Genomic DNA, 13015 nt, shown 5'->3' on the forward strand with positions numbered 1-13015 from the left:
TGACTCTAAGTCAATATCTTTCCAGCGATTTGTCCATACAAATAACGGCCGGGAGGGTTTTCCCCTCCCGGCAGTATTCATGATGCAATATTACTTCTTCAGATTCAGCAGGCCCAGCGGGATATGGCAGTATCCGCCCGGGTTTTTCTCCAGGTACTTCTGGTGGTACTCCTCCGCCGGGAAGAAGTTCACCAGCTTTCCGGTCTCCACCGCCAGCGGCTGCCCGGCCTTTTCCTGTTCCTTTTTCATGTGCGCCTCAATCACCGGCACCTGGCTTTCCTCCGTCCAGTAAATCCCGGTGCGGTACTGGATACCCTCATCATGGCCCTGTTTGTTCACGGATGTCGGGTCAATCACCATAAAATAGTCATCCAGCAGTTCCTCCAGGGTGATCCGGCTTTCGTCATAGTCAATCCGCACGGTTTCCGCGTGGCCGCTGTCCGCGCATACGTCCTGGTAGGTCGGTGCCTGCTCCGGGCCGTTCGCGTACCCGGTCTCCGTCCGGACCACTCCGTCAAACTGGTCAAAAAAACGCTGGACGCCCCAGAAGCATCCCCCGGCCAGGTAAATCGTCTTCATCCTGTTTCCTCCCGTCCGTTTTCGGATACTCCCTGTATATCATCATGCCGGCCCGCGGTCAATGGTTTTTTCTGTATCCAGTTCAAAAATGCCGGTGGCAATTCCCGGCCGTCCGGATTATAATAATCTTATCAGATGAGTACTTTCCATATCCCTGCATCCCGCGTTTTTTCATCATTCCCGTTTTTCCTGCCGGCAGAACGGAATACGGAGGAACCTCACATGGAAGAATCACCCCGCAGGCAGTCCATCACCCGGATCGTCATCACCGGCGGTCCCTGTGCCGGAAAAACGACCGCCATGAGCTGGATCCAGAACGCGTTTACCCAGAAGGGCTACCTGGTCCTTTTTGTGGATGAAACCGCCACCCAGCTGAGCAACGGCGGTGCGCCGTGGCGGCTGACCCGCAACAACCGGGAATACCAGTACCGGGTCACCCAGCTGATGCTGGCCAAGGAAGAGGTTTTCACCGGAATTGCCCGGACCTTTGATGCGGAAAAAGTCCTGATCGTCTGTGACCGCGGTGCCCTGGACAACCGTGCCTATATGACCGCGGAGGAATTCCGCTATGTGCTGGATAAGCTGAACACCAGCGAAGTGGAGCTCCGGGACCACTACGACGCGGTCTTCCATCTCGTTACCGCCGCCAAAGGCGCGGAAGAATTCTATACCCACGCGAACAACGCCGCCCGCTATGAAACCCCGGAGGAAGCCGTCAAATCCGATGACGCCCTGATCGCCGCGTGGACCGGGCATCCCCATCTCCGGGTCATTGACAACCGGTATGATTTTGATGAAAAGATGCTGGCCCTGATCCGGGAGATTTCCGCTTTCCTGGGAGAACCGAAGCCGCTGGAAACCCGGCGGAAATATCTCATCGGATATCCGGATCTGCAGATGCTCGAAAGCCGTCCCAACTGCGAGCGGGTGGAGATCATGCAGGCCTACCTGCGGAGCGATATTCCGGGCGAAGTCATCCGAATCCGCCAGCGCGGCACGGACGGCAGCTATGTGTATTTCAAAACCCGCAAGCGGGAAATCGAGGGCGGGAAACGGATTGAGCTGGAAGAGCGCCTGACCCGTCGGGAATTCCAGGACCTGATGCAGCAGGCCGATCCGGATTACCGGATCATCCGCAAGGAGCGTTACTGCCTCAGCGAGAACGGCCTTTATTACAACATCGATATTTACCCCCAGTGGAAGGACCAGGCGCTGATGGAAATTGAACTGTACAGCATCGATGAGAAGGTCTGCTTCCCGGAGGGCATCCGCGTCATCCGTGAGGTTTCCGGGGAGAAGGAGTTTACCAACCCCGCGATTGCCCGGAAACCGCGCTGAGCCGGATCCGCAATCGCTTTTTTTCTGTATACAATCGAAGGATTATTGAACTCTGCGCTTCCCTATGGTATTGTATGCGCGTATTTTTTCATGATTTATTCCGGTGAAAGGCAGGGGAAGAAAATGTTCAGCGATCCCGCAGGAAACTCCGTCGCCATCGCAAGGCAGTACATGGATTCCCTCCTGGTGGAAAGCCGCGTTGCCGGCGCTGTCCGCCCGGATACCGTTTTCTCCTTCCTGGGAGAAACATTCCGCACACCGATCATGACCGCCGCGCTCAGCCACATCGACCTGGCCGGCATGGCAGAGGGTGCGCGGCAGGCCGGCGCCTGTGTCAGCATCGGCATGGGCGGCAATGAGGAATTTGCCGGCGTGCTGGCCACCGGCGCGAAGGTCATCAAGATCATCAAGCCCTACGCGGATGCGGAGGCCATCCGGAGCCGGATCGCCTTTGCGGAGGAAAACGGTGCGCTGGCGGTCGGCATGGATATCGAGCACGCCGTCAATACGGATGACGCGGAGGATTCCGTGGTGGTCGGCCTGCAGATGAAGCAGCCCACTCTGGAGGAGCTTGGCGCATACATCCGTTCCACCCGGCTGCCTTTCCTGGTCAAGGGTGTGCTCAGCGCGCACGATGCGGTCGTCTGCCGCGATCTCGGCGCCGCGGGCGCCATTCTCAGCCACCACAACGGGCTGCTGAAATACGCGGTTCCGCCCGTCATGCTGCTGCCGGAAATCCGCAAAGCTGTCGGCCCGGACTTCCTGCTCATCGCCGACGGCGGAATCGAATCCGGCTTTGACGCGTTCAAGGCGCTGGCCCGCGGGGCGGACGCCGTCACCATGGGCAAGGCGCTGATGGGTCCCCTGAAGGAGAAGGGGGCTGCCGGTGTCCGCGAGACACTGGAAAAAGCCACTGTCCAGCTTCAGGCCATGATGATCCGTACCGGTACGCCAGACCTTGCCCACATGGACCCGTCGGTCATCTGGGAGCCCGTCCCGTACCGCCATGGCTGATATCCGATTCTGATTCTGAATCCTGGAGGAATGATTTATGCAGAGGGAAACCGTTCTGATCCTGGACTTCGGCGGCCAGTATACCCAGCTGATTGCCCGCCGCGTCCGCGAATGCCACGTCTATTCGGAAGTCGTCCCGTGGAACCTTCCGCTGGCAGATATCCTGGCCCGCAGTCCGAAGGGCATCATCCTCTCCGGCGGTCCGTCCAGCGTCCGGGACGAAGACGCGCCCCGGATCGATCCCGCGCTGTATGACGCCGGCATCCCGGTCATGGGAATCTGCTACGGCATGCAGCTCACCGCCGACCTGCTCGGCGGCCGTGTGGAAAAGGCAAAGGAGCGGGAATACGGCCGGATCACCGTCCGGAAAAAGGAAAACACCGCCCTCTTCGGCGGAATGAAGCCGACCTCCGGCTGCTGGATGAGCCATACCTGGCAGGTCTGCGCCTGCCCGCCCGGCTTTGAAATCGTCGCGGAAACGGACAACTGCGCCATCGCCGCAATGGTCAATGAGGAAAAGAAAATCTGCTGCGTCCAGTTTCACCCGGAAGTCACCCATACCGAGGACGGCAGCATGCTGATCCGCAACTTCCTGTTCCGCTACTGCGGCTGCTCCGGTGACTGGACGATGAACGCCTTTGCCGAAACCGCCATTCAGCAGATCCGGGATGCGGTCGGTGAAAACGGCACTGTGCTGCTGGCGCTGTCCGGCGGCGTGGATTCCTCCGTTGTGGCCGCCCTGATCTACCGGGCCATCGGAAGCCGCCTTACCTGTGTGTTTGTCGACCACGGCCTGCTCCGCAAGGGCGAGAGCGACCAGGTCGTTCATGTATTCAGCCACCTGTTCCCGGTCCGCTTCGTCCGGGCGGACGCGTCCGAGCGGTTCTTCCGCGACCTGAAGGGCATCACCGAGCCGGAAGAAAAACGGCATATCATCGGCCGGGATTTCATTGAGGTCTTCAAGGAAGAAGCCCAGAAGCTCGGAAAGCTGGACTACTTCGCCCAGGGCACCATCTATCCGGATGTGATCGAGAGCGGCCAGGGCACCAACGCAGCCGTCATCAAGAGCCACCACAATGTGGGCGGCCTGCCGAAGGAGCTGGGCTTCACCGAGCTCATTGAGCCCCTCCGCATGCTCTTCAAGGATGAGGTCCGCGTCCTGGGCGAGGCCCTCGGCCTCCCGCGGGAACTGGTCTGGCGCCAGCCCTTCCCCGGTCCCGGCCTGGCCATCCGCATCATCGGGGAAGTCACCCCGGAAAAGGCGGAGATCGTCCGGGAGAGCGACGCAATCTTCCGGGAGGAGATTGCCGCCGCCGGCCTGGACCGCCATGTCAACCAGTACTTCACCGTGCTCACCGGCATCCAGAGCGTCGGCGTCATGGGCGATGAACGCACCTATGACTACACCATCGCCCTGCGCGCCGTCACCACGGACGACTTCATGACCGCCGACTGGGCCCGCCTCCCCTATGACCTCATCGCACGGATCTCTTCCCGCATCGTCAATGAGGTTCCGCATGCAAGCAGAGTGGTATTGGACGTTACGACTAAGCCTCCGGCAAGTATCGAGTGGGAGTGAGCGTCTGCGATTGACAAGCCGCAGGCGAAGTCAGAGCAGGTAACGCCACCCCTGTTACAGGAGCCCGCGATTGACGAGTGCGAAGCACGAAGTCAGAGCGGTTGCGACGATCACAGGGAATAGATTTTTCGACCGCCTGCGGGCGAAGAACCGATGACCGCCTGTGGCGGAAATCTCATCGGTTCTGAGGTCAGCCGAAAGGGAGTGGTCTCCACGGTTGTGGAGCCACGACCATTGAGGATGCGGAGGAAATCTCATCGATTTCATTCTCAACCGAAAAGGAGCACTGCCGCGCGCGGTGCGTGAGAGTCGTGACCACGACTCCGCGGTGCGCGTGCGATTCCTTGCTCCCCGGTGGGGAGTTGCGGCCATTGAGCTTGCGGGGAATGAGGGAAGCGTTGCCCCAGTGGGGCATCCTGCGAGGCAGGAAGCGACCCGAATGAGTCAACCGAAGCAAGCGATGCGACCGCTCCAAGGGAGCAGCGCGCCGACTGAGGTTGCGGAGCAAAGGCCAAGCCTCGCACACTACGTCAGAGTTATTAACCCCCCGGATCCCGTCTACGGGATCCGGGATTTTTTATGCCAAGCCCCATACCAGCGGTTGAATTATTTCCCATAAAATTGTACTAACTGTGTCTTCAAAAAGCCACGGGATCCCTTTATAATGTTTTCATCAGACGGAGGGAGGCCGGGAGATGGAAACCAGGATCGCGGAAAACATCCGGGCATACCGGAAACAGCGGGGGCTGACACAGGAACAGTTGGCGGAGGTACTGAGGGTATCCGTCGGCGCGGTGTATAAGTGGGAATCCAGATCCTCCCTGCCCGAACTGCGGCTGATTATGGAGATGGCGGATTTCTTTGACGTTTCCGTGGACACGCTGCTGGGATACCAGATGAAGGACAACCGGCTGGAAGCGATGGTGGACCGCCTGTGGAAGGCCACCGGTACCAAGGATTATGATACCCTTTCAGAAGCGGAAAAGGCAATTCAGAAGTATCCCCATTCCTTTGACGTTGTGTGGGCCGGAGCCTTTCTTTATTACACGTTCGGTGCAGAAACCAAAAAAGAAGCATGGATCCGCCGCGCAATCGAACTACTGGAAAGAACGCTCCTCCTGCTGCCCCAGTGTACCGATCCCCGGCTGAATGAATCCATCCTTTATGGCCGGATCGCAGATATGTATGTCATTCTGGGTGAAACGGACAAAGCGCTGGAGCTGCTGAAAAGCCACAACGCGGGGGGACAGTATGACGATACCATCGGCTTCATCCTGGTTTCAGAATGCAAAAAGCCGGAAGAAGCGGGCGTCTATCTGGAAAGGGCTTTCCTGCGGTCCGTTTCTTCGCTGATCCGAAGTGTCATGGGATACGTACTGCTGCTGGATGCGCGCGGAGATGACGTCTCCGGAAAAGAGATGATCCGCTGGGCGGTTCCCACGCTGGAAGGGCTGAAAAAGACGCAGGAACCCTGTTTCCTGGACCGATACAACGCTGTTCTGCTGGCCGCCCTGGCCGGATTCCAGATAAAGTCAGGGGAAAAGGAGGAAGCGGTCCGCTCCCTCCGGCAGGCCTGTGCCCTGGCCCGCTCCTTTGACGCCGCACCGAATTATGAAATGAACCGGATCAAATTTATCAGCAGGGTGGAAGCCGCCCACGATTCCCTCGGTGAAACAGCGATGGAAGCATTGGAAAACGCCCTTCAGTATCTGGATCCGGAACTGCGGGACTGCTGGAAAGAGGTGTCCGGACATGAAGAATAAGTCTCTGTTTCATCAGCTGAAAGAACAGTTTTTTCAGCATAACCGGTTTTCCTTCTCCATGGCGGCCAGTGTCTCCCTGCTGATGGGTTTCGGCGGGGTCGTCGTCTCGTGGATCCTGAAATCCCTGATTGATACCGCTTCCGGAACGGCCGGGGCGATATCCCTGCGGGAAAACCTGATGATCGTCGCCGCGTACCTGGTTTTCATGATTCTTTTCAGCATGCTGGATTACATATTTAAACCGGCTTTCATCCGGAAAGCCATGACGCAGTATAAGGATTTTGCCTTCCGGAAGCTGACGGAAAAAAGCATTTCCTCCTTCCGGGATGAAAGCACCGCGGCCTATCTGTCCGCCCTGACCAACGACGCCACCAGCGTGGAAGCAAATTACCTGTCCAGCCTGATGGGCATGTTCACAAAGCTGGTGATGTTTTGCGGATCGGTTGCCCTGATGCTGCTGTACTCGCCCATCCTGACCGCGGTAGCGGTCGGCGTGACGATCCTTCCCCTGGCCGCGTCCCTGCTGGCGGGCCGCAGGATGGAAGCGGCGGAAAAGCGGGTTTCCGGACAGAACATGGAATTCACAGCGGCTCTGACGGACTGCCTCAATGGATTCTCCGTCGTGAAGAGTTTCCGGGCGGAGAAAGAGATTTTCCGGCTTTTTGCCGGATATAACCGGGCGCTGGAAAACGAAAAGCTCAGCAAGCGGCGAATCCAGGCATTCATTGGAATGATCGGCGCACTGGCCGGGATGGGCGCGCAGTTTGGCGTTTTTGTTGCGGGCGCTTACCTTGCCCTGACCGGACAGGGAATGACAGCCGGTACCATCATCATGTTTGTGAACCTGATGAATTTCATGATTCAGCCTGCGTCCGACCTGCCGGGGCTGCTGGCCGGCCGGAAAGCAGCGCTGGGGCTGATCCGTAAGCTGGCGGATGAACTGGAAAAAAACTCGGAAGCCACGGGGACAGAGGAAATCCACAGGCTCTCCCGGGAAATCCGCCTGGAAGATGTCTCCTTCCGTTATGATGCGGAGAAAGAAGTGCTTCACAGCCTGGATGCAGCCTTCAGGGCGGGCGGCGCTTATGCGGTTGTCGGGGCCAGCGGCAGCGGGAAATCCACGCTGCTGAACCTGCTGATGTCCCCGGGTCTGGAATATACGGGAAGTATTCTGCTGGACGGAAAAGAACTTCGGAGTATCCGGGCTGAATCTCTCTATGAACTGATCTCGGTAATCCAGCAGAATGTATTTGTGTTCAACGCATCCATCCGGGATAATGTGACCATGTTCCGTGATTTCCCGGAGGAAGTCCTGGACGATGTCATCCGGCGCGCACACCTGGACAGCCTCATTGCGGAGCGTGGCGAAAACACGCTGTGCGGAGAAAACGGAAAGGGGTTCAGCGGCGGTGAAAAGCAGCGGATTTCCATTGCCCGGAGCCTGCTGAAAAAATCCTCCATCCTGCTGGCGGATGAAGCAACAGCAGCGCTGGACGCACAGACGGCCTGGCAGGTCTCCAATGACATCCTGGACCTGGTGGGGATCACCCGGATCGTGGTCACTCATTCGCTGGAGGAAGCCCTTCTGCGGCGGTATGACGGCATTCTGGTACTGAAAGACGGGCAGGTCACAGAATCCGGAACCTTCGAAGAGCTGATGGAAAGGAAAGGGTATTTCCACGCGCTCTTTACCGTGGCGCAATAATCACCTTGAATGGGTGATGCATACCACCGGCTTTGCCGGTGGTTTTTTTACACACTTGACAGCTAATTCAAATTAGCTTATGATAAGGCTAATCCGAATTAGCCATCACAGGAGGATGAGTATGGATACGAAGAGCAGGATCCTGGATGAGGCGCTGTCGCTTTTCTCTGAAAAGGGCTATGCCAATGTCTTTGTCAGTGAAATCGCTGAACGGGTCGGAATCAAAGCCCCGTCCCTGTATAAGCACTTTGAAAGCAAACAGGCCATATTTGACGCGCTCATCCGGGAAATGAACAATAAATTCCTGAAGCAGGCCGGTATGCTGCACATCCAGGGGAATGACGCCGCCCGGGACGCGGCGATCTATAAAAAACTTTCCGAAGAACAGCTGATCCGTCTCGGAACAGATCTGTTCATGTATTTTCTCCATGATGACTATACCCGGAAATTCCGGAAGATGCTTACGATGGCGGCGTATCACGACAGGGAGCTGTCGGAAGCATATATGAAGCATTATGTGGACGATCCCCTGTCCTACCAGGGCCTGCTCCTCGGCCTGATGGTCCAGGAAGGTGTGCTTCATACAGACAATGCGGAGATCATGACGCTGCACTTTTATGCGCCGATCTATATGCTGCTTACAGCCTGCGACCGGGATCCTTCCCGGGAAAAGGGAGCCGTTGAAATCCTGGAAAAACATATCCGCCAGTTCAACCGGCTGTACGGGCGGAAGGCGGATCAGCAGTAAATCGTTACAGGGGGAATATTCATCATGAAAATCGTCATGATTCATGGCCAGAACCATAAAGGAAGCACTTATCATATCGGCCGGATGGTTGCCGGAAAAATAGGCCCGGAGGAAACCCCTGTGGAGTTTTTCCTTCCCCGGGATCTGAATCATTTCTGCACCGGGTGTTACGCCTGCGTGGAAGATGTAACAAAATGCCCGTTTTATGAAGAAAAGAACCGGATTATGCGCGAGGTTGAATCCGCGGATATCCTGATCTTCACAACCCCCACCTACTGCCTGCGGGAATCGGCGCCCATGAAAAGTTTCCTGGACCTTACCTTCAATTACTGGATGTCCCACAGGCCGCGAAAATGCATGTTCAGCAAAAAGGCAATCGTCATATCAACCGCCGCGGGAAGCGGAGCGAAGAAGGCGGTCCGGTCTGTGGCGAACGCTTTGTTTTACTGGGGGATTCCGCGCGTATGGACCTGTGGAATCTGCGTCCAGGCGATGAACTGGGACGGCATCAGGGACCGGAAAAAGCAGAAGATCGAAAAAGCCGCCTCCCGGATCGCCGCGAAGGTATTACGGAATGATCATGTAAAAGCAGGCCTGCGGACAAAGGCGCTTTTCATGCTGATGCGGATGATGCAGAAAGCGAACCTCGGCTCCGGTGAGGCGGACAGGTCTTACTGGGAAAGCAATGGCTGGCTGGCCAAAGAGAGACCCTGGAGAAACTGATCAGATTATAATTTCACGGCAGTTCTGCCGGGCTTGCAGGAGGCATTGATGAACAGAACCGTATCCATGGCCGGCGCAGCGCTGGTCACAGTGACCGTCTTCCTTTTCGCGTTATTCCTTCTCCTGGATTTCCACTTCGGTTTCTATCTGGTCTGCATGTTCCTGCCCGTCGGCTATATCATGATGGCGGCGGGACTGCATCATGAAAGCGGCCGCGACCGGAAGGCGGCCGCCAATGCCGGCCTGGTGCTTGCCGGGGTCTATGCGGTGCTGGTCCTGCTGGTTTACTTTGCCCAGACCACCACCGTCCGGACAGATACGCTGAACGACCAGGCTTCCCGGATCCTCAATTTCCGGCGGGGCGGCCTGATCTTCAACTATGACCTGCTGGGATATGGCATGATGGCGCTTTCCACGTTCTTCATCGGCCTGTCCATGAAGCCGGAAAACAAAACGGATCAGTGGCTCAAGCGCCTGCTGATCATTCACGGAGTCTTCTTCCCCGGCTGCTTCTTTATGCCCATGACCGGTATGTTTACCGCCATGGCAGATGGAGAAAGCGGGAACGGCGGAACCGTTGCGCTGCTCCTCTGGTGTCTCTTCTTTATTCCGGTCGGGGTTCTGGCTTACCGGCATTTCCGCATGAGCCGGGAAAACACTTCGGACTGAGGCACGCCCGGCCGCATCCGTTTCCGCCATCGATCAGAGAATAAAAAAGCCCCGGAAACCCAGCTGTCACGCGGGTTTCCGGGGCTTCATATTTACATCCGGGACTGCACCATTGTCAGCGCAATCCGCTTTTTCTGCTCATCAACGCTGACCACCCATACCTTCACGATGTCCCCGACCTTCACGACCTCCGATGGATGCCGGATAAACTTCTCCGCCATCCGGCTGATGTGCACCAGGCCGTCCTGGTGAACGCCGATATCCACAAACGCGCCGAAGTCGATCACGTTGCGCACCGTGCCTGTCAGCTCCATCCCGGGTTTCAGGTCCTTCATCTCCAGCACGTCCGTGCGCAGCACCGGCCGGGGCAGCTCGTCCCGGGGGTCCCGGCCGGGCTTTGCCAGTTCCGAAAGCATATCGTTCAGCGTCGGCAGGCCGACCCCGATTTCCGCCGCCAGCTTCTCATGACCGTACCGGTTTGCCCGCAGGATCACGTCCGCTGCGCCGCCCCGGATTTCCTTCATGTCGTAGCCCAGCTTCTCCAGCAGCAGTTTCGCCGCGTCATAGCTTTCCGGGTGCACCGCGGTGGCGTCCAGCGGGTTTTTGCTGTCCATCACCCGCAGGAAGCCCGCGCACTGCTCAAAGGCTTTCGGTCCCAGCTTCGGCACCTTTTTCAGCGCCGCCCGGCTGGCGATTCCGTTTTCCTCCCGGTACGCCACGATATTCTTCGCCAGCGCCGGCCCGATGCCCGCCACATGGCTCAGCAGCTCCGCGGAAGCCGTGCTGACCTCCACGCCCACCTGGTTCACGCACTGTTCCACCACGCCGTCCAGCGCCGCGGTCAGTTCATTCTGTTTCAGGTCGTGCTGGTACTGCCCCACGCCGATCGCCTTGGGATCGATCTTCACCAGCTCGGCCAGCGGGTCCTGCATCCGGCGGGCAATGGAAACCGCGCTGCGCTGGGTCACGTCAAAGTCCGGGAATTCCTCCGCCGCCAGCTTGCTGGCGCTGTAGACCGAGGCGCCCGCCTCGCTGACAATCATGTAGGCCGTGCCCGGCATTTCCGGCAGCAGGGATACGATAAACTGCTCACTCTCCCGGCTGGCGGTTCCGTTGCCGATGGCGATGGCTGTGATCCCGTATTTCTTCACAAACCCCTTGATCAGCTTCGCGGAAGCCGCTTTTCCGGCTTCGTTCCCGGGCAGGGTGAAGTATCCGACGCCGGTGTCCAGCACCTTGCCGTTCTCGTCCACCACCGCCAGCTTGCAGCCCGTCCGGAAGCCCGGGTCCACGCCCAGGGTCACCTTGCCCTTGATCGGCGGCTGCATCAGCAGCTGGTGCAGGTTGTCGCTGAATACCTTGATAGCGCTCACGTTGGCCCGGTCGGTCAGGTCGTTCCGGATTTCCCGCTCCAGGGACGGGAACACCAGCCGTTCCCAGGCGTCCGCGCAGGCTTCCGCCACCTGTCCGGCGGCCTCGGTACTGTTCCGCACAAAGGCCTTCCGGATCAGCTCCAGCGCCTTCTCGTCCGGCACCTCCAGCGCCACCTTCAGGAACTCCTCCCGTTCGCCCCGGTTTACCGCCAGGATCCGGTGGGGCGCAATGGTCCGCACCGGCTCCCGGAAGTCATAGTACATGCTGTATACGCTGTCCTCTTCCTTCGCGGCCTTGCTGCGCAGCACGCCCTCCCGGTTCAGCAGCGTCCGCAGTTCCTTCCGGATCTCCGCGCTGTCGCTCACCGTTTCCGCCAGGATATCCCGTGCGCCGGCCAGCGCCGTCTCCGCGTCCGGCACGTCCTTTTCCGCGTCGATGTACTTCGCCGCTTCCGCTGCGGGATCCCCGGCCTGCTGCAGCATCAGCCACAGGGCCAGCGGTTCCAGACCCCGTTCCTTGGCCACGGTGGCCCGGGTCCGCCGTTTCGGCCGGTAAGGCCGGTAAATATCCTCCAGTTCGCTCAGCGTAACCGCCCGGGCCAGCTGCGCTTTCAGCTCATCCGTCATCACGCCCTGCTCTTCCAGGGAAGCTGCGATTTCCTCCCGGCGCTTCTCCAGGTTCCGCAGGTATTCCAGCCGTTCCGCCAGCTCCCGCAGCACCTGGTCATCCAGCGACCCGGTCGCTTCCTTCCGGTACCGGGCGATAAAGGGAATCGTGTTCCCCGCGTCCAGCAGATCCACGGCCGCCTGCACCTGCTGCGGCCGCAGCTTGAATTCTCCCGCCAGCCTGTTCACAAAATCCATGCGTTGTCTGCTCCTTGTCCTGAAAATGATCTCCGGTTTTCCGTCAGTCCGCCTGGTCATGGTTCATCGAATACCGGCATCCGCAGTAGTCCTGCCGGTACAGCCCGTATTCCTTCGACAGCTCCAGCGACCGCAGGTATCCGTTCTTTTTCTTGAAATCCGCAAAGAGGTATTTCACCCCGTGCTTCTTTCCCGCTTCCTCCCCGATCCGGTTCACGTTGTCCGCATTCTTGTGGGGGCTCACGGAAAGCGTCGTCGTAAAATACTCAAATCCGTGTTCCTTTGCCCGGGCCGCCGTATAGTCCAGCCGCAGTCCAAAGCAGGCCAGGCACCGTTCCCCGCCCTCCGGCGCGTCCGCCATGGCCGGGGCAAACGCCTCAAAGGCCGCGTTGTCATACCCGCAGGGCAGCAGCGGGATTTCTCCCGGCAGCAGTTCCAGCAGGCGCTTCTGCTCGTTCAGCCGGTGCAGGTATTCCGCCTCCGGCTCAATATTGGGATTGTAATACAGCAGCGTCACCCGGAAATGCTCCGTCAGCCGCTCCAGCACCGCGCTGGAGCACGGGCCGCAGCAGCTGTGCAGCAGCAGCGTCGGCCGACGGCCTTCCAGCCGCGCGATTTCCGCTTCCATCTCCCGCTGGTAGTTTCGTTTCTCCATGCCCT

11 protein-coding genes are annotated in these 13015 nt (G+C 58.6%); 8 read left to right on the top strand and 3 right to left on the bottom strand.

Annotated features, from left to right (window positions below; all coding sequences use genetic code 11):
• Positions 1-90: 90 nt before the first annotated feature.
• A complete protein-coding gene (gene msrA / locus JNO48_05450; GenBank protein ID QTE69346.1) occupies positions 91-579 on the bottom strand; it encodes a peptide-methionine (S)-S-oxide reductase MsrA in 489 nt (162 codons plus the stop codon).
• A gap of 222 nt (positions 580-801) precedes the next feature.
• Between msrA and JNO48_05455 the strand changes: the two genes are divergently transcribed.
• From JNO48_05455 to JNO48_05490, 8 genes are all read left to right on the top strand, one after another.
• Positions 802-1917: an AAA family ATPase gene (locus JNO48_05455; GenBank protein QTE69347.1), complete on the top strand. Its 1116-nt coding sequence runs from the start codon at positions 802-804 to the stop codon at positions 1915-1917.
• Between the two features lie 123 nt (positions 1918-2040).
• Positions 2041-2931, top strand: coding sequence for an alpha-hydroxy-acid oxidizing protein (locus JNO48_05460; protein QTE69348.1), 891 nt, complete (start codon positions 2041-2043; stop codon positions 2929-2931).
• 37 nt (positions 2932-2968) lie between these two features.
• Complete coding sequence (guaA, locus tag JNO48_05465; GenBank protein ID QTE69349.1) at positions 2969-4510, top strand: glutamine-hydrolyzing GMP synthase; 1542 nt, start codon at positions 2969-2971, stop codon at positions 4508-4510.
• Between the two features lie 695 nt (positions 4511-5205).
• Complete coding sequence (locus JNO48_05470; GenBank protein QTE69350.1) at positions 5206-6273, top strand: helix-turn-helix transcriptional regulator; 1068 nt, start codon at positions 5206-5208, stop codon at positions 6271-6273.
• Positions 6263-7978: an ABC transporter ATP-binding protein gene (locus tag JNO48_05475; GenBank protein ID QTE69351.1), complete on the top strand. Its 1716-nt coding sequence runs from the start codon at positions 6263-6265 to the stop codon at positions 7976-7978. The genes JNO48_05470 and JNO48_05475 overlap by 11 nt, the downstream gene beginning before the upstream one ends.
• A gap of 121 nt (positions 7979-8099) precedes the next feature.
• The gene (locus JNO48_05480) at positions 8100-8726 is read left to right on the top strand and encodes a TetR/AcrR family transcriptional regulator (GenBank protein QTE69352.1); all 627 of its coding nucleotides are present in this window, start codon (positions 8100-8102) and stop codon (positions 8724-8726) included.
• A gap of 24 nt (positions 8727-8750) precedes the next feature.
• A complete protein-coding gene (locus tag JNO48_05485; protein ID QTE69353.1) occupies positions 8751-9449 on the top strand; it encodes an NAD(P)H-dependent oxidoreductase in 699 nt (232 codons plus the stop codon).
• Between the two features lie 156 nt (positions 9450-9605).
• On the top strand, positions 9606-10118 hold the full coding sequence (locus tag JNO48_05490; GenBank protein ID QTE69685.1) for a hypothetical protein: 513 nt from the start codon (positions 9606-9608) through the stop codon (positions 10116-10118).
• Between the two features lie 92 nt (positions 10119-10210).
• Here JNO48_05490 and JNO48_05495 read toward each other — a convergent pair whose 3' ends face one another.
• Both JNO48_05495 and JNO48_05500 read right to left on the bottom strand, forming a co-directional pair.
• On the bottom strand, positions 10211-12355 hold the full coding sequence (locus tag JNO48_05495; protein QTE69354.1) for an RNA-binding transcriptional accessory protein: 2145 nt from the start codon (positions 12353-12355) through the stop codon (positions 10211-10213).
• 43 nt (positions 12356-12398) lie between these two features.
• On the bottom strand, positions 12399-13010 hold the full coding sequence (locus tag JNO48_05500; GenBank protein QTE69355.1) for an epoxyqueuosine reductase QueH: 612 nt from the start codon (positions 13008-13010) through the stop codon (positions 12399-12401).
• Between the last annotated feature and the right edge of the window lie 5 nt (positions 13011-13015).

This window comes from Clostridiales bacterium, from assembly GCA_017569285.1.
In the GTDB taxonomy this organism is placed as follows: Bacteria; Bacillota; Clostridia; order Christensenellales; family Aristaeellaceae; genus Aristaeella.

Coding starts and splice junctions, on each gene's coding strand:
- msrA (QTE69346.1), bottom strand. CDS start 579: ATGAAGACGATTTACCTGGCCGGGGGATGCTTCTGGGGCGTCCAGCGT.
- JNO48_05455 (QTE69347.1), top strand. CDS start 802: ATGGAAGAATCACCCCGCAGGCAGTCCATCACCCGGATCGTCATCACC.
- JNO48_05460 (QTE69348.1), top strand. CDS start 2,041: ATGTTCAGCGATCCCGCAGGAAACTCCGTCGCCATCGCAAGGCAGTAC.
- guaA (QTE69349.1), top strand. CDS start 2,969: ATGCAGAGGGAAACCGTTCTGATCCTGGACTTCGGCGGCCAGTATACC.
- JNO48_05470 (QTE69350.1), top strand. CDS start 5,206: ATGGAAACCAGGATCGCGGAAAACATCCGGGCATACCGGAAACAGCGG.
- JNO48_05475 (QTE69351.1), top strand. CDS start 6,263: ATGAAGAATAAGTCTCTGTTTCATCAGCTGAAAGAACAGTTTTTTCAG.
- JNO48_05480 (QTE69352.1), top strand. CDS start 8,100: ATGGATACGAAGAGCAGGATCCTGGATGAGGCGCTGTCGCTTTTCTCT.
- JNO48_05485 (QTE69353.1), top strand. CDS start 8,751: ATGAAAATCGTCATGATTCATGGCCAGAACCATAAAGGAAGCACTTAT.
- JNO48_05490 (QTE69685.1), top strand. CDS start 9,606: ATGTTCCTGCCCGTCGGCTATATCATGATGGCGGCGGGACTGCATCAT.
- JNO48_05495 (QTE69354.1), bottom strand. CDS start 12,355: ATGGATTTTGTGAACAGGCTGGCGGGAGAATTCAAGCTGCGGCCGCAG.
- JNO48_05500 (QTE69355.1), bottom strand. CDS start 13,010: ATGGAGAAACGAAACTACCAGCGGGAGATGGAAGCGGAAATCGCGCGG.